Raw genomic sequence first — 15594 nt, 5'->3', positions numbered from 1 at the left:
TGTGGGAGCGAGCCCGCTCGCGAAAGCGGTTTATCAGTGCCATCAATGCAAGCTGACACACCGCTTTCGCGAGCAGGCTCGCTCCCACATTGGAATTTCGGTGTTATTCAGCCCAAGGCGCCCGCCGCGAATCGTTCAGCCCGAGCAAGTAACTGTCTCCGCCCAACTGACTCATCTGCTGCCGAATCCACCCAGCCCGGCGCGATACATAACCGGTCGGATGACTCGCGCTCCACACCCGTGGATTGGGCAGTACGGCAGCCAGATAACTCGCCTGCTGACGCGACAATGACTTTGCGCTCACACCAAAGTGATGGCGGGCCGCCGCTTCAGCGCCAAATACGCCGTCATCCCACTCGACGCTGTTCAGGTACACCTCGAGAATTCGCTGCTTGGGCCAGAACACCTCGATCAGCGCGGTAAACCACGCTTCCAGGCCTTTGCGCAGATAACTGCGGCCCGACCACAGAAAGAGGTTTTTCGACACCTGTTGGCTCAAGGTGCTGGCACCGCGAATCGAACCGCCCAGTTCGTTGTGGGCCAGAGCAGCCTGAATCGCGCGCAGATCGAAGCCCCAGTGCTCGGGGAATTTCTGGTCTTCGCCAGCAATTACCGCCACTTTCAGGTCATCGGAGATCTCGTTCCACGGTTTCCAGGTGCGCTGCAGGTCAATCGGCTCGCCGTCGACCCAGGATTCGACCTTGCGCTCGACCATCAGCGCCGTGCCCGGCGGTGGCACGAAGCGAAACACCAGCACCAGCAAGACACTGCCGCCGGCGAACCAGAGCAGAGCCTTCGTGAGACGACGGAAAATTGAACGCAGCATAGAGATGGCTTGGCCGAACCCGTGGAGCGGGCCATTATACAGACCCTGCCGATGGCGTCTGACTGGAGTTCCCCATGCTGCGTGGCTTTTTGATGCTGGCTGCTTTTTTCGGATTCACCGGTGTTGCGCTGGGCGCGTTTGCCGCCCACGGCCTGAAAAACCGTCTGACGCCGGAATACCTGACGATCTTCCACACTGGCGTCACCTACCAACTGGTGCACACGCTCGCATTGTTCGGCGTTGCGCTGCTGGCCACGCAGATTCCAGGGCGGCTGGTCACTTGGGCCGGCGTGTCCTTCACCGTCGGCATTGTGTTGTTCTCCGGCAGCCTGTATCTGCTGACCACCACCGGCATCAGCAAGCTCGGCATCATTACCCCTTTTGGTGGCCTCGCGTTTCTCATCGGTTGGGTTTGCCTCGGCCTCGCCGCCTGGCGCTTGCAGCTAACCGCTTGACGCTTGGTACTGACCTTTAGGTCATGATCGGGCTAGAATGCCAGCCCCTAAAAATGATGGCGGCGTTGTGCATGCGCATTCAGTTGAACGGTGAGTCCTTTGAACTGCCCGACGGTGAAACCGTTGCGGGCCTGATCACCCGTCTGGATCTGGCCGGACGTCGGGTGGCGGTCGAGCTCAATCTGGACATCGTCCCGCGCAGCCAGCATGCCGACACTACGTTGAACGACGGCGACAACGTCGAAGTGGTCCACGCCATCGGCGGCGGCTGATCGCCCGGCCCGCAAGGGCACAGAATTCTGCAAGACCCTCACCCTTAAAGAGGATTCCCCATGAGCATCGTTCGTAGCGACAAGCCTTTTGTGCTGGCCGGTCGTACTTACCAGTCGCGTTTGCTGGTCGGTACCGGCAAGTACCGTGACATGGAAGAAACCCGCCAGGCCATCGAAGCCTCGGGTGCCGAGATCGTCACCTTCGCCGTACGCCGCACCAACCTGGGCCAGATCGAAGGCGAGCCGAACCTGCTTGAAGTGTTGTCGCCGGATCGCTACACCTTCCTGCCGAACACTGCCGGTTGCTACGACGCCATCGAAGCCGTGCGCACCTGCCGCCTGGCGCGTGAACTGCTCGACGGCCACAATCTGGTGAAGCTGGAAGTGCTGGCCGACCAGAAGACCCTGTTCCCCAACGTGATCGAAACCCTCAAGGCCGCCGAAACCCTGGTCAAGGAAGGCTTCGACGTGATGGTCTACACCAGCGATGACCCGATCATCGCCCGGCAACTGGCGGAAATCGGCTGCATCGCCGTGATGCCGCTGGCCGGTCTGATCGGCTCCGGTCTGGGCATCTGCAATCCGTACAACCTGCAGATCATCCTCGAAGAAGCCAGGATCCCGGTGCTGGTGGATGCTGGTGTCGGTACCGCTTCCGACGCGACCATCGCCATGGAACTGGGTTGCGACGCCGTACTGATGAACTCGGCCATCGCCCACGCCCAGCAACCGGTCATGATGGCGCAAGCCATGCAGCACGCCATCGTCGCCGGTCGCCTGGCGTACCTCGCCGGCCGCATGCCGAAAAAACTTTATGCCAGCGCCTCTTCGCCGCTGGATGGTCTGATCAAGTAAGAGCCATTGATGACTGAATCGAACGACACGCCTGTCCAGCCGGACGAAGGCGACGAGCGCCAACACCGCCGCATCAAGAGTTTCGTGATGCGCGCCGGGCGCATGACCGAAGGCCAGCAACGCGGCCTGGATCAGGGCGCGCCGCTGTATGTGCTGCCGCTGGCCGATGCGCCGGTCGATTACGACCAGGTGTTCGGCCGCTCGGCGCCGCGCTCGCTGGAAATCGGTTTCGGCATGGGCCACTCGCTGCTGGAAATGGCCGCGGCCGCTCCAGAGCAGGATTTCATCGGTGTTGAAGTGCACCGTCCGGGTGTCGGCGCGCTGCTCAATGGCGTGCTGACCCAAGGGCTGACCAACCTGCGGGTCTACGATTGTGACGCGATCGAAGTGCTCAATCGCTGCATCGCCGACAACAGCCTCGATCGCCTGATGCTGTTTTTCCCGGATCCGTGGCACAAGAGCCGCCACCACAAGCGCCGCATCGTCCAGGCCTCGTTCGCTGAACTGGTGCGCAGCAAGTTGAAGGTTGGCGGCATTCTGCACATGGCCACCGACTGGGAGCCTTACGCCGAGTACATGCTGGAAGTGATGAACGTCGCCCCGGGGTACCGCAACCTTGCCGAAGACGGCAAATGCGTCCCACGCCCGGCCGAACGCCCGATCACCAAGTTCGAACGCCGTGGCGAACGCCTTGGCCATGGCGTGTGGGATCTGAAGTTCGAAAAGATCGCTTAAGCATCACGCAAAAAAAACTGTGGGAGCGAGCCTGCTCGCGAAAGCGGTCTGACGTTCAACGATGATGTTGGATGTCAAGACGCCTTCGCGAGCAGGCTCGCTCCCACAATTGTTTTGTGTATGAGGAGATTACAGGGGGGCAAGAAATCGAGCGGGCACCTGCTCTGTCAACCAGACGCCATTTTCGGCCTGATAGAACTTGAAGCCCTGTTCTTCCATCTGCTTCGCGGCAACCTTCAGAACGACTGGCGTTCCGTAGCGTTGACCCACGGCCGACGCGGTGGCGATCTCGTCGGACAGATGCACCTGATGGCGTTGTCCTGGAATCAAGCCTTGTTCGTGGATCGAGTCGAGAAAACGCGTCGCTGTTCCGTGGTAGAGCGTTTGCGGTGGCTGTTTCTGCTCGAATTGCAGATCAACGCTTTTCGTCGAGTGGCCTTGAACAGCGCGTATACAGTGGCCATCAGCGGAAATCGTAAAACGCTTCTTGTCACTGCTGGTCACGACGTTTTCAATCAGCTCACGACTTAAATGCCTGCCATCACGCGCCGCGCCGCTGATCAGTGCGTCGATATTTGCCCAGCCATCCGAATCCAGCGTAAGACCAATCGCCTGAGGCTCGTGACGCAACACGAAGCTAAGAAATTTGCTCGTCTCATCCAGTAGTTTTTTACTCATGAACTTCCCTTTCATTGCGATCAACTGTGGGAGCGAGCCTGCTCGCGAAAGCGGTCTGACGATCAACGATGATGTTGGATGTCAAGACGCCTTCGCGAGCAGGCTCGCTCCCACATTTTGTTTTGGGGTGTTTGCGGGGTCAGCGGCGATCAGCAACCACACCGATCAACACCAGTACCACCAGCAGCACCGGCGCCAGGCTGTAGTTGTTGAACTGGCTCAGGCCTTTGATCACCCACGGCGTGGCGTAGATCAGCGCGGCGCCGCTGCCGATCAGGCAGAGCAGGGCCATCAGGGGCACGCGCAGGGCGCCGGCGATGCTGCCCAGGCGTTGTTCGACCCAGCCTTTGAAGTCAGCGCCGAACAGCACCAGCAGGCAACCGACCAGCGCCAGGGCGATTTCCGAGAGATTGCTGCGGCTCCAGCGGGAGACGGTGGCCAGCAGGTCGAGTATCAAATCCATGCGTTTTCCCTTTGAGCTGAAGTCAGTTCAGAAATTGTTGCAGCAAATCGTTGAGAAACAGCTGGCCGCGTTCGGTCGCCGCCAGGCGTGACGGTTCGACCTGCAACAGGCCGCTTTGTTCGGCTTCGCGCCGGCCTTCGGCGAGGGTGTCCAGCGACAGGCCGGTGCGTTCCGGATACAGGCGCGATTCGACCCCGGCAGTCAGGCGCAGGGCGTTCATCAGGAACTCGAACGGCATCTCGTCATTGCTCAGCGATTTCTCGCCAGCCTGAAAGCTCTTCGCGGGATTCAGATAGTCCTTCGGCAGGCGGGTTTTCCATGTGCGCACGATGCGCCCGTCCGGGTGACTCAGCTTGCCATGGGCGCCGGCGCCGATGCCGATGAAGTCGCCGAAGCTCCAGTAATTGAGGTTATGCCGCGCAGGGCGACCGGCCTGGGCATACGCCGACACTTCGTACTGCGCGTAACCGTGCTCGGCCAGCAGCGCCTGGCCGGCTTCCTGAATGTCCCACAGCGTGTCGTCTTCCGGCAGCGCTGGCGGCTGGTTCCAGAACACCGTGTTCGGCTCCAGCGTCAGCTGATACCAGGAAATGTGCGTCGGCTTCAGCGCGATGGCCTGACGCAGATCGCTCAAGGCATCGTCCAGCGACTGATCGGGCAAACCGTGCATCAAGTCCAGGTTGAAGTTATCGAACCCGGCCTGCCGCGCCATGCCCGCCGCACGCACGGCTTCGTCACCGTTGTGGATGCGGCCAAGGGCCTCAAGCTTCTCCTGCTGAAAGCTCTGGATACCGATCGATAGCCGATTGATCCCCAGCTTGCGATAGGCGACAAACTTCTCCTGCTCGAAGGTGCCCGGGTTGGCTTCCAGGGTGATTTCGATGTCGGCGGCGAACGGGATGCGCTGCTCGACACCCTTCAACAAACGCCCGAGGGCTTCGGCGCTGAACAGGCTGGGCGTCCCGCCACCGAAGAAAATCGAAGTCAGCTCACGGCCATACACCGCATGCAGATCCTGATCGAGATCGGCCAGCAGCGCGTCGACGTATTCCTGCTCCGGCAGCACCGGGCTGGCGGTGTGCGAGTTGAAATCGCAATACGGGCATTTGCGCACACACCACGGGATGTGGATGTACAGCGCCAGGGGCGGCAGAGTTGGCAGCGGCGCCCGAGGCGAGGACGCGGCGCCGCCGATAATCAGCGACGACGCGGAAGAATCAGTGGTCATTTCAAGCCCAGACGCTGGCGCAGCAGATCCATTGCACGGGCGCGGTGGCTGATCTGGTTCTTGTCGGCCGGGCTCAGTTCGGCGCTGGAGCAGCCGCGCTCCGGCACCCAGAACAGTGGGTCATAACCGAAGCCGTGCTCGCCGCTGGCAGCGGTGAGGATGCGCCCGTGCCACAGGCCTTCGCAGAGAATCGGCAGCGGATCATCGGCGTGGCGCACCAGTGCCAATACGCAGACGAACTGCGCGCCGCGCTCGGCTTGCGGCACGTCCTTCAGCGCATCGAGCAGTTTGGCGTTGTTTGCCGCATCGCCCTGGCCGTCGGCGTAACGCGCCGAGTAGATACCCGGCGCACCGCCAAGGAAATCCACCGCCAGCCCGGAATCATCGGCCAGTGCCGGCAGCCCGGAAATGCGCGCGGCGTTGCGCGCCTTGAGAATCGCGTTCTCGACGAACGACAGGCCGGTTTCTTCCGGCTCGACCTTGCTCCATTCGCCAATCGAGCGCAGTTGCACCGAGTCGCCGAGCATGGCCTGAAGTTCTTTGAGTTTGCCGGCGTTATGGCTGGCCAGTACGAGCTGCTTGATGTTCATCATTCGCCGGGAAAGAGTTCTTGGTTGAAGTTGATGGTGTTGATCTTGTCGCCGTTCTGCACCTTGATTTCAAAGGTGCGGGTTTCCTGCTGCGGCACCGGGTACTGGGCGATGTAGTAGATCGCGCCCTGTTCGGTGACCTGGCGAAAGTTCAGCGGCACGCTGTTGCTGGTCAGGTCCTTGATCGTGCCGGTGACGCTGGCGATCACCGGTTTGCCGTCCTTGACCACCGAGACGTTGATCACGCCTTGGTTCTTGCTGCGGATCAGCTCGGCAGCCTTGGCGATGTCCGGTTGCAGGAACGTCGAGTTGAAGGTGTTGTAGTGCACCGTGATGTCGCCGAAGGTTTCCTTGCGCTCACCTTTGATGACGTCCGCCGCCATGGTGCTGGCGCTCAGGCAGGCGGTGAATAACAGCAACGCTAGACGGCTCATGTTCGTGCTCCTTCAAATGCCCTGGCTCAGACCGCGACTCGGGCGTCCGCCAACTGCGGACTGCTGACGCGGTAGATACCGATTTCACCTAACAGATTAGGCCATAGCTTACTGGCCCACCCGTGGCGGTGCTGTTGATCCACGGCAAGCCGATCAATGACCTTGGCGTCACGTTCGCGGCACAACTCTTCGAAGTCCTCGAAGGTGCAGAAGTGAATGTTCGGCGTGTTGTACCAGGTGTAAGGCAGGAATTCCGAGACCGGCATGCGGCCCTTGCTCGCCAGATACCAGCGGCAGCGCCAGTGGCCGAAGTTGGGGAAGGTAATGATGCACTGGCGACCGACCCGGAGCATTTCGTCGAGGATCTTGTCCGGGTAATGCACCGCTTGCAGGGCCTGGGTCATGACGACGATGTCGAAACTGTTGCTGGCAAAATTGCCCAGGCCTTTGTCCAGATCCTGCTCGATGACGTTGATGCCCTTGGCCACGCACTCGGCGATGTTGTCGGCGTCGTTTTCCAGGCCATAACCGGTGACGTTCTTGTTGTCGCGCAGCCAGGTCAGCAGCTCGCCGTCACCGCAACCCAGGTCGAGGACGCGGCTGCCGGCGGGGATCCATTCCTGGATGATTTCCAGATCAGCTCTCATGGCTTTCTCACAACGAAATGCGGTTCATGTAATTGCCGAACGCCTGCAAGTAACGCGGGATCGGAATCAGGAAGGCGTCGTGGCCTTGCGGTGCGTCAATTTCCAGATAGCTGACGTCCTTGCGCGCGGCCATCAGCGCATCCACCAGTTCCCGCGAACGCGCAGGAGAAAAGCGCCAGTCGGTGGTGAACGACATCACGCAGAACTTGGCTGTGGCGTTTTCGAAGGTTTTCGCCAGATCATCGTCGAAGTTCGCCGCCGGATCGAAGTAGTCCAGCGCCTTGGTCATCAGCAGATAGGTATTGGCGTCGAAGCGCCCGGAGAACTCTTCGCCCTGATAACGCAGATAGCTTTCGACCTGGAACTCGACACTGTGGAAGTCGTAGTTGAGCTTTTCACTCTTCAGGCCACGGCCGAATTTCTCACCCATGGAATCATCGGACAGATAGGTAATGTGGCCGACCATGCGCGCGAGCATCAGCCCGCGCTTGGGGATCACGCCGGCTTCCTGGAACGAGCCGCCGTGGAATTCCGGATCGGTGAGGATCGCCTGACGCGCGACTTCGTTGAAGGCGATGTTCTGCGCCGACAGTTTTGGTGCCGAGGCGATCGCCAGGCAGTGCCGCACGCGATCCGGGTAGGTGATGGTCCATTGCAGGGCCTGCATGCCGCCGAGGCTGCCGCCGATCACCGCTGCCCACTGGCCGATGCCGAGCAGGTCAGCCAGACGCGCCTGGCTGTGCACCCAGTCTTCCACGGTGAGCACCGGGAAGTCGGCGCCGAACGGCTTGCCGGTCTCCGGGTTGATACTGCTCGGGCCGGTGGAGCCGTTGCAGCCGCCGAGGTTGTTCAGGCTGACCACAAAGAACTTGTTGGTGTCGATCGGCTTGCCGGGGCCGATGCAGCTGTCCCACCAACCGGGCTTGCGGTCGTCGACGCTGTGATAACCAGCGGCGTGATGATGACCGGACAGCGCGTGGCAGATCAGCACGGCGTTGCTCGCCTGGGCGTTCAGCGTGCCGTAGGTTTCATAAATCAGGTCATAAGCGGCCAGCGAACGGCCACAGGCCAGCGTCAGCGGTTCGCTGAAATGCGCGGTTTGCGGCGTTACCAGACCAACAGAATCGGCGGGAAAGGCAGTTGGCATCGACCCTGCTCTCGTTGAAATGAGGCGTAAGTCTAAAGACCGGGGGGGTTAGCGGCAAGCAACGATCAGGTCCGGCGTTTTCGCTTCGGACCGAGGTGCAGCCATTCGCGAGCAAGCTCGCTCCCACAGTTGAAATGCATTCCAATGTGGGAGCGAGCCTGCTCGCGAAAAAGGCGACTCGGTCAGTCAGACCGAACGCACTGGCTTACATCAGCAAACGCAAAATCTCCGGCATCATGGTCATCGCCGCCAGATTGTTGATCACCAGCATGTCGATCAATTTCAGCGCAAGGAAGGCGAAGATCGGCGACAGGTCCAGACCGCCGAGGTTCGGCAGGAAGCGGCGGAACGGTGCCAGCGCCGGTTCGCAGATCTGGTTGACCAGCTCAGCGCCCGGATTGTGGCTGCCCGGTGCGACCCACGACAGAATCACGCTGATGATCAGAGCGAAGAAGAAGATCTTCAGGAACAGCGCAGTGACGCCGATCAGCGACCAGATCAACAGTTGCAGCGGGTTTCCGGTGGTGCCGTAGGTCAGCAGCAGGGTCAGCGCCATCAGCAGCAGTTGCACCAGAATCGCCAGCACCAGCGACGACATGTCGAGGCCGAACAGGCTCGGGATGATCCGGCGCAAAGGCTTGAGCAGCGGCTGGGTGGCCTTGACCACGAACTGGCACAGCGGGTTATAGAAGTTCGCCCGCACCAGTTGCAGGACGAAGCGCAGCAGCACGATCAGCAGGTACAGGCTGCCGAGGGTTTGCAGCACGTAAACCGCTGCGGTGTTCAATCCGATCATGTAAGGCTCCTTTATTTGCCCAGTTGTTCGGCCATTTCGGCCGAGCGGTGCGCGGCGGCGCCGAGTGCGGTTTCAACCAGCGCTTCGAAGCCGCCAGCCTGGAATGATTTGATCGCTGCTTCCGTGGTGCCGTTTGGCGAGGTCACGCGGCGACGCAATTCGGCGGCGTCGACATCGCTGGACACCGCCATGTGCGCGGCGCCCAGAGCAGTCTGCACGGTCAGTTGCTCAGCGATCTCTTGTGGCAGGCCAAGTTTGACGCCGGCGGCGGTCATGGCTTCGATCAGCAGGAAGAAGTACGCCGGGCCGGAGCCGGACACTGCGGTGACCGCGTCCAGTTGCTGTTCTTCTTCCAGCCACAGGGCGATGCCGACGGCGGACAGCAGCTCTTCGGCTTGCTGACGCTGCTCGGCGGTTACTTCGCTGGTCGCGTACAAACCGCTGACACCCTGACGCAGCAGCGCCGGGGTGTTCGGCATGCAGCGCACGATCGGCTGTTCGCCGAGCCACGCGGTCATGCTTGCGCAGGTAATGCCGGCGGCGATCGACACCACCAGTTGATTCGGTTTCAGGCTTGGGCGAATCGCCTCGCACACGGCTTTCATCGCCTGTGGCTTGACCGCCAGCACGATGACATCGACGCCGTCGATGGCCTGGGCGTTGTCAGCGAAGGTTTCGATGCCGTGTTCGGCGCTGACCTTGGCACGGGTGTCTTCGCCCGGATCGCTGGCGCGGATCTGCGCCGCTTCCAGACCTTTGGCGCGCAAGCCGCCAATCAGACTGGCCGCCATGTTGCCCGCACCGATAAACGCAATACGTGTGTTGCTCATGTGTGGTCCTTATCTGGAAACGTTCAAGACTGGGAGTAATCTCTGGCGCCAAACAGCGCGGTACCGATCCGCACCCAGGTGGCGCCTTGGGCAATGGCCGACTCGAGGTCGTGGCTCATGCCCATGGACAGTGTGTCGAGCGGCAGAGCGAGGCTCGCCTGCAATGTCTGCACGGCGGCGAAGGCAGCGTCCTGTTCAGCGCGCTCTTCGGTCGGCTCGGGAATCGCCATCAGTCCGCGCAATTTCAGCCGGGGCAGGGCGCTGATGGCCTCGGCCAGCGCCGGCAGATCGGCCGGGGTGCAACCGGATTTGCTCGCCTCGCCGCTGACATTGACCTGAATGCAGATGTTCAGGGGCGGCAGTTCGGCCGGGCGCTGCTCGGACAGGCGTTGGGCAATTTTCAGACGATCCACGGAGTGCACCCAGTCGAAATGCTCGGCAATCGCGCGAGTCTTGTTCGATTGAATGGGGCCTATGAAGTGCCAGATCAAGGGCAGGTCGGCCAGCTCCAGCTGTTTGCCCAAGGCTTCCTGCAAGTAGTTCTCGCCGAAGTCGCGCAGCCCGGCGGCATAGGCTTCACGCAGAGCCTGGGCGGGTTTGGTCTTGCTCACGGCGAGCAAATGGATGCTGTTTTCGTCGCGGTGCGCAGCTTTCGCCGCTGCCTGGATGCGCGAACTAACCTGAAGAATGTTGTCTGCTATCGTGGACATCAAGAGGCGCCGGCGGTCTGTAGGTTCGCGGCATTCTACTGGAATTGAGGGACGCTATGGATATCACTGAACTGCTGGCCTTCAGCGCCAAACAGGGCGCTTCCGACCTGCACCTGTCGGCCGGCCTGCCGCCGATGATCCGTGTCGATGGCGACGTGCGACGGATCAATCTGCCGGCGCTGGATCACAAGCAAGTGCACGATCTGATCTACGACATCATGAACGACACCCAGCGCATCGAATTCGAGAAAAATCTGGAAACGGATTTTTCCTTCGATGTACCCGGCGTGGCGCGCTTTCGGGTCAACGCATTCAACCAGAACCGTGGCGCTGGCGCCGTGTTCCGCACTATTCCGTCGAAAGTGCTGAGCATGGAAGACCTCGCCATGGGCGATGTTTTCCGCAAGATCACCGATGCGCCGCGCGGGCTGGTGCTGGTCACCGGGCCGACCGGCTCCGGCAAATCGACCACGCTGGCGGCGATGATCGATTACCTCAACACCCATCGCCATCACCACATCCTCACCATTGAGGACCCCATCGAGTTCGTCCATGAATCGCGCAAATGCCTGATCAATCAGCGCGAAGTCCATCGCGATACGCGCAGCTTCGCCACCGCACTGCGTTCGGCCTTGCGTGAAGACCCGGACGTGATTCTGGTCGGCGAAATGCGTGATCTGGAAACCATTCGCCTGGCGCTGACCGCCGCCGAGACCGGGCATCTGGTGTTCGGCACCCTGCACACGACCTCGGCGGCGAAGACCATCGACCGCGTGGTCGACGTGTTCCCCGGCGACGAGAAGTCGATGGTCCGTTCGATGCTGTCGGAGTCGTTGCTGGCGGTGGTGTCGCAGACTTTGATCAAGAAGATCGGCGGCGGGCGGGTGGCGGCGCATGAAATCATGCTCGGGACATCGGCGATTCGTAACCTGATCCGCGAGGACAAGGTGGCGCAGATGTATTCGGCGATTCAGACCGGTGGGTCGTTGGGGATGCAGACACTCGATATGTGCCTGAAGGATCTGGTGACCAAGGGCCTGATCAGCCGCGAGCATGCGCGGGAGAAGGCGCGTACGCCTGATAATTTCTGAGGGTCGCTGGTGCGGCTGCCGGCCCCTTCGCGAGCAGGCTCGCTCCCACATCAAACCGCATTCCTTCAGCTGGAATGCATTCTTCTGTGGGAGCGAGCCTGCTCGCGAAAAGGCTGGTACTGCTGAAGCTGATTCAGGAGATCAAACAGCTCAGCGCTGGACTACGCGCAGTTGCTGTTGTTCTTTCGGCAACACGCGCTTGGCGACGACGTAATGCTTTTCCCAGTACGGCTTGTTCAGCGTGTCGATGCTCACCGCTTTGCCACGGCGCGGGGCGTGGATGAAGCGGTCATTGCCCAGGTAGATGGCAACGTGGTTGACCCGACGGCTCTTGATGTTGAAGAAAATCAGATCGCCCGGCTTCAGATCCTTGCGCTCGACTTTCTCGCCGTGACCGCTGGCCATGGCGTTGGAGGTGCGTGGCAGGTCGAACGTAGCGTCGTTGAACGCGTATTTCACCAGACCGCTGCAATCGAAGCCTTTACTTGGGCTGCTGCCGCCCCAACGATAAGGTGTACCGAGGACGTTTACCGCACGGCTCAGCACATTGCTGCTTTCCTTGCTCGCCATCGGTGGCACCAGCTTGCTGCGGCTCTTGCTGCTCAGCGTGGTGGTCTTGCTCTTGCCGCTTTTGCTCGAGGGAGCCGAAGCATGGGATTTTGGGGTGAAGCCGTTGACGTTGGGAAGACGTTGCTCACGATTGGTGGCGTGGGCGGCCAGTGGCATTAATAGGCAAATAGTCAGCCATGTCTTGAAAAATGGTCGCATTAGGCGTGGCTCATAAGTGATAGCGCGCAACTTTATAACAGCTTTTTTTGCCGTTCCGAGGCCGTTCATCGATTCATTCCGCCGGCTACGGAACCAAAAACGCTCAAAAAGTACGCAATTGTCCGACAGAAGTCAGGTTCTACAAGGGTTTCGCGCTAGCAACGGTAACATTTGCCATACGTCGGCCACCTGTAAAAAAGTCACAAAGAAATGAAGAATATTTATCTATCGAGTGCAATGAGGTCTTAATGAACAGCTATCAGCTACCCCGCGTGAAAGAAAAAGACACTCACAGCAAAGTCATCGGGTACCTGCTGTGGATTTTCGGATTCACTGGCGCGCACCGCTTTTATTACGGCAAACCGGTGACCGGGACGATCTGGTTCTTCACCTTCGGTTTGCTGGGGATTGGCTGGCTGATCGACCTGTTTCTGATCCCGGCGATGGATCGCGAAGCGGACCTGCGCTTTGCCGCCGGGCCGATCGAGTACAACGTCGCGTGGATTCTGCTGACCTTCCTCGGTGTGTTCGGCGTGCACCGGATGTATCAGGGCAAATGGATCAGCGGCTTGCTGTATCTGCTGACCGGCGGGTTGTTCTTTATTGGCGTGCTGTATGACTTCTGGACGCTGAACGATCAGGTGTCGGTGCGCAACGCGCAGAATCGCGGCGCCTTTCAGTAAGTTTTTGCCAGATCAAAAGATCGCAGCCTGCGGCAGCTCCTACAGGGAAATGCATTCCAAAGTAGGAGCTGCCGCAGGCTGCGATCTTTTGCTTTTCAGGCCTGGTGAGTAATCCGCCCATCCACCAGCGTATAGCGCACCACGCCCGGCAGACTGTGCCCGATGAACGGGCAGTTCTCGCCCTTCGACAGCCATTGTTCACCGGCCACCGTCGATGACTTCGGATCGAACAGCACGATATCCGCCGCACCGCCTACCGCCAGTTTGCCCGCCGGCAGGCGCAGGGCTTCGGCCGGTCCTGCGCTGAGACGTGCCAGCAGCGTCGGCAAGTCGAGCAAACCATCCTCAACCAGCGTCATCGCCAGCGGCAGCAGCAACTCAACACTGCTGATGCCCGGCTCGGTGGCGCCGAACGGTGCCAGTTTGGCGTCGCGCTCGTGGGGCTGGTGATGGCTGGAGATCGCCGAAACCACCCCGGACTTCACTGCCTCACGCAGGCCATCGCGATCGGCGCGGGTGCGCAGCGGCGGTTGCACGTGATAGAGGCTGTTGAAGTCGATCAGCGCTTCGTCAGTCAGGATCAGCTGATACAACGCAACATCCGCCGTTACCTTCAAGCCACGGGCCTGCGCCTGGGCAATCAGCGCCACACCGCGCGCACTGGTCAACTGGCTGAAATGCGCACGCACGCCGGTCTGCTCGACCAGCAGCAGATCGCGAGCGAGCGCCACGGTTTCGGCGGTTTCCGGGATGCCCGGCAGGCCAAGGAAGCTGGCGACCGCGCCTTCGTGGGCGAGACCGCCCTCGGCCAGATCGTGATCCTGCGAGTTGAAGATCACCGTCAGGTCGAAAGTCGCCGCGTATTCCAGCGCCCGGCACAGGGTGCGGCTGTTGCGAAAGCTTTCCAGACCGTTGCCGAACGCCACGCAACCGGCGTCGCGCAGGGCCACCAGTTCGGCCAATTGCTCACCGTCCAGACCTTTGCTCAGTGCGCCGATCGGGAACACCTTGGTGTTGCCGGCTTCGCGGGCGCGGTCGAGGATCAATTCGGCCACGGCGGATGTGTCGAGCACCGGTCTGGTCTTCGGTGGGCAGCACAGGCTGGTCACGCCACCGGCAGCGGCGGCGCGGGTTTCGCTGACGATCGAGCCTTTGCGGCTGTAACCCGGCTCGCGCAGGGCGACGTTGAGGTCGACCAGGCCAGGTGCGGCGACCAGACCTTGGGCATCGATGGTTTCTACTGCGCTGAACCCGGCCGGTGCGGCGCCGAGGGCGACGATCTTGCAAGCTTCAACGTGGATGTCGGTGATTTGATCCAGGCCGCTGCTGGGATCGATGACGCGTGCGCCGAGAATGCTGAGCTTCACTGGGCGTTCTCCTGCTCGAATTGACGTTGCGCAGTCTGCCCGCTCATGGCCATGGACAGCACGGCCATACGAATCGCGATGCCGTAGGTCACTTGATTGAGGATCACCGAGTGCGGGCCGTCGGCCACCGCCGACTCGATCTCCACACCACGGTTGATCGGCCCCGGGTGCATGACGATGCAATCGGGTTTGGCTCCGGCCAGACGTGCGGTGGTCAGGCCGAACAGGCGGTAGAACTCGCCTTCGCTGGGCAGCAGGCCGCCGGTCATGCGCTCACGTTGCAGACGCAGCATGATTACCACGTCGACGTCTTTCAGGCCTTCAGCCATGTCGGTGTAGACCTTGACGCCGTATTGCTCGATGCCGATCGGCAGCAGGGTTTTCGGCGCGATCACGCGGATGTCCGGGCAGCCAAGGGTTTTCAGCGCGAGCATGTTCGAGCGCGCCACCCGCGAATGCAGGATGTCGCCGACGATCGCCACCGAGAGGTTTTCGAAACCGCCCTTGTGCCGACGGATGGTGAGCATGTCGAGCATGCCCTGGGTCGGGTGCGCATGCCGGCCGTCGCCGCCGTTGATGATCGCCACCTGCGGGCAGACATGCTCGGCGATGAAGTGCGCCGCGCCCGAGTCGCCGTGGCGGACGACGAACATGTCGGCGGCCATCGCCTCAAGGTTGCGCAGGGTATCGAGCAGCGTTTCGCCCTTGCTCGCCGACGATGTCGACACGTTCAGGGTGATCACGTCTGCCGACAACCGTTGGGCCGCCAGTTCAAACGTGGTGCGGGTGCGCGTGGAGTTTTCGAAGAATACGTTGCAAACGGTCTTGCCGCGCAGCAACGGGACTTTCTTCACCGCCCGGGCACCCACTTCAAGGAACGAGTCGGCAGTGTCGAGGATTTCCGTCAGCAACTCGCGGCGCAGGCCGTCGAGCGAGAGGAAGTGGCGCAGCTGGCCCTGATCATTGAGCTGCAGCGGGCGCTTGGTATCTAGAGGCGTCATCGCGAGGGGGACTCTCAA

The 15594-nt window shown here is 61.0% G+C and carries 20 protein-coding genes; 6 read left to right on the top strand and 14 right to left on the bottom strand.

Annotated features, from left to right (window positions below; genetic code table 11):
- Positions 1-103: 103 nt before the first annotated feature.
- A complete protein-coding gene (mtgA, locus tag AB4N85_RS19985) occupies positions 104-826 on the bottom strand; it encodes a monofunctional biosynthetic peptidoglycan transglycosylase (RefSeq protein WP_095181330.1) in 723 nt (240 codons plus the stop codon).
- Between the two features lie 74 nt (positions 827-900).
- On the opposite strand from mtgA, the gene AB4N85_RS19980 reads away from it, so the two are divergent.
- The 4 genes from AB4N85_RS19980 to trmB all read left to right on the top strand — a co-directional run bounded on the left by AB4N85_RS19980 (position 901) and on the right by trmB (position 3143).
- A complete protein-coding gene (locus AB4N85_RS19980; protein WP_056786365.1) occupies positions 901-1281 on the top strand; it encodes a DUF423 domain-containing protein in 381 nt (126 codons plus the stop codon).
- Positions 1282-1352: 71 nt separating this feature from the next.
- Positions 1353-1553 carry a sulfur carrier protein ThiS gene (gene thiS, locus AB4N85_RS19975; RefSeq protein ID WP_038861193.1) on the top strand — a complete coding sequence of 67 codons (201 nt, stop codon included), beginning with the start codon at positions 1353-1355 and terminating at the stop codon, positions 1551-1553.
- A gap of 60 nt (positions 1554-1613) precedes the next feature.
- Positions 1614-2408: a thiazole synthase gene (locus AB4N85_RS19970; RefSeq protein ID WP_041476820.1), complete on the top strand. Its 795-nt coding sequence runs from the start codon at positions 1614-1616 to the stop codon at positions 2406-2408.
- Between the two features lie 9 nt (positions 2409-2417).
- Positions 2418-3143: a tRNA (guanosine(46)-N7)-methyltransferase TrmB gene (gene trmB, locus AB4N85_RS19965; protein ID WP_024014663.1), complete on the top strand. Its 726-nt coding sequence runs from the start codon at positions 2418-2420 to the stop codon at positions 3141-3143.
- A gap of 129 nt (positions 3144-3272) precedes the next feature.
- Here trmB and AB4N85_RS19960 read toward each other — a convergent pair whose 3' ends face one another.
- The 10 genes from AB4N85_RS19960 to AB4N85_RS19915 form a co-directional block, all read right to left on the bottom strand.
- Positions 3273-3821, bottom strand: coding sequence for an RNA 2'-phosphotransferase (locus AB4N85_RS19960; protein ID WP_073471033.1), 549 nt, complete (start codon positions 3819-3821; stop codon positions 3273-3275).
- A gap of 139 nt (positions 3822-3960) precedes the next feature.
- A complete protein-coding gene (locus tag AB4N85_RS19955) occupies positions 3961-4284 on the bottom strand; it encodes a DUF3392 domain-containing protein (RefSeq protein WP_008083808.1) in 324 nt (107 codons plus the stop codon).
- Between the two features lie 22 nt (positions 4285-4306).
- A complete protein-coding gene (gene hemW / locus AB4N85_RS19950; protein WP_460065586.1) occupies positions 4307-5512 on the bottom strand; it encodes a radical SAM family heme chaperone HemW in 1206 nt (401 codons plus the stop codon).
- A complete protein-coding gene (gene rdgB / locus AB4N85_RS19945) occupies positions 5509-6105 on the bottom strand; it encodes an RdgB/HAM1 family non-canonical purine NTP pyrophosphatase (protein WP_110644429.1) in 597 nt (198 codons plus the stop codon). Before rdgB ends, hemW begins: the two co-directional genes overlap by 4 nt.
- Positions 6102-6536: a DUF4426 domain-containing protein gene (locus AB4N85_RS19940; RefSeq protein WP_110644428.1), complete on the bottom strand. Its 435-nt coding sequence runs from the start codon at positions 6534-6536 to the stop codon at positions 6102-6104. Before AB4N85_RS19940 ends, rdgB begins: the two co-directional genes overlap by 4 nt.
- A gap of 26 nt (positions 6537-6562) precedes the next feature.
- Positions 6563-7183, bottom strand: a complete 621-nt coding sequence (metW, locus tag AB4N85_RS19935; RefSeq protein WP_056786380.1) for a methionine biosynthesis protein MetW — start codon at positions 7181-7183, stop codon at positions 6563-6565.
- 7 nt (positions 7184-7190) lie between these two features.
- Entirely contained in the window at positions 7191-8330 is a 1140-nt protein-coding gene (gene metX, locus AB4N85_RS19930) for a homoserine O-succinyltransferase MetX (protein ID WP_024014658.1), read from the bottom strand.
- Between the two features lie 205 nt (positions 8331-8535).
- A complete protein-coding gene (locus AB4N85_RS19925; protein WP_039757546.1) occupies positions 8536-9126 on the bottom strand; it encodes a YggT family protein in 591 nt (196 codons plus the stop codon).
- Positions 9127-9137: 11 nt separating this feature from the next.
- Positions 9138-9956 (bottom strand): pyrroline-5-carboxylate reductase, encoded by an 819-nt coding sequence (gene proC, locus AB4N85_RS19920; RefSeq protein WP_150743565.1) that lies wholly within the window; start codon positions 9954-9956, stop codon positions 9138-9140.
- Between the two features lie 23 nt (positions 9957-9979).
- A complete protein-coding gene (locus AB4N85_RS19915) occupies positions 9980-10666 on the bottom strand; it encodes a YggS family pyridoxal phosphate-dependent enzyme (protein WP_071172225.1) in 687 nt (228 codons plus the stop codon).
- Positions 10667-10722: 56 nt separating this feature from the next.
- On the opposite strand from AB4N85_RS19915, the gene AB4N85_RS19910 reads away from it, so the two are divergent.
- Positions 10723-11757 (top strand): type IV pilus twitching motility protein PilT, encoded by a 1035-nt coding sequence (locus tag AB4N85_RS19910; RefSeq protein ID WP_016772732.1) that lies wholly within the window; start codon positions 10723-10725, stop codon positions 11755-11757.
- 150 nt (positions 11758-11907) lie between these two features.
- Here AB4N85_RS19910 and AB4N85_RS19905 read toward each other — a convergent pair whose 3' ends face one another.
- A complete protein-coding gene (locus AB4N85_RS19905; protein ID WP_460065578.1) occupies positions 11908-12525 on the bottom strand; it encodes a C40 family peptidase in 618 nt (205 codons plus the stop codon).
- 248 nt (positions 12526-12773) lie between these two features.
- On the opposite strand from AB4N85_RS19905, the gene AB4N85_RS19900 reads away from it, so the two are divergent.
- A complete protein-coding gene (locus AB4N85_RS19900; RefSeq protein WP_016772734.1) occupies positions 12774-13208 on the top strand; it encodes an NINE protein in 435 nt (144 codons plus the stop codon).
- Between the two features lie 95 nt (positions 13209-13303).
- Here AB4N85_RS19900 and AB4N85_RS19895 read toward each other — a convergent pair whose 3' ends face one another.
- Both AB4N85_RS19895 and AB4N85_RS19890 read right to left on the bottom strand, forming a co-directional pair.
- A complete protein-coding gene (locus AB4N85_RS19895) occupies positions 13304-14575 on the bottom strand; it encodes a dihydroorotase (RefSeq protein ID WP_024014656.1) in 1272 nt (423 codons plus the stop codon).
- A complete protein-coding gene (locus tag AB4N85_RS19890) occupies positions 14572-15576 on the bottom strand; it encodes an aspartate carbamoyltransferase catalytic subunit (protein WP_016772736.1) in 1005 nt (334 codons plus the stop codon). Before AB4N85_RS19890 ends, AB4N85_RS19895 begins: the two co-directional genes overlap by 4 nt.
- Positions 15577-15594: the final 18 nt, after the last annotated feature.

The sequence above is a fragment of the Pseudomonas sp. H1_G08 genome (assembly GCF_054681355.1).
Note: the sequence above shows the minus strand (reverse complement) of the source record. Positions and strands in the feature narration are given on the sequence as shown.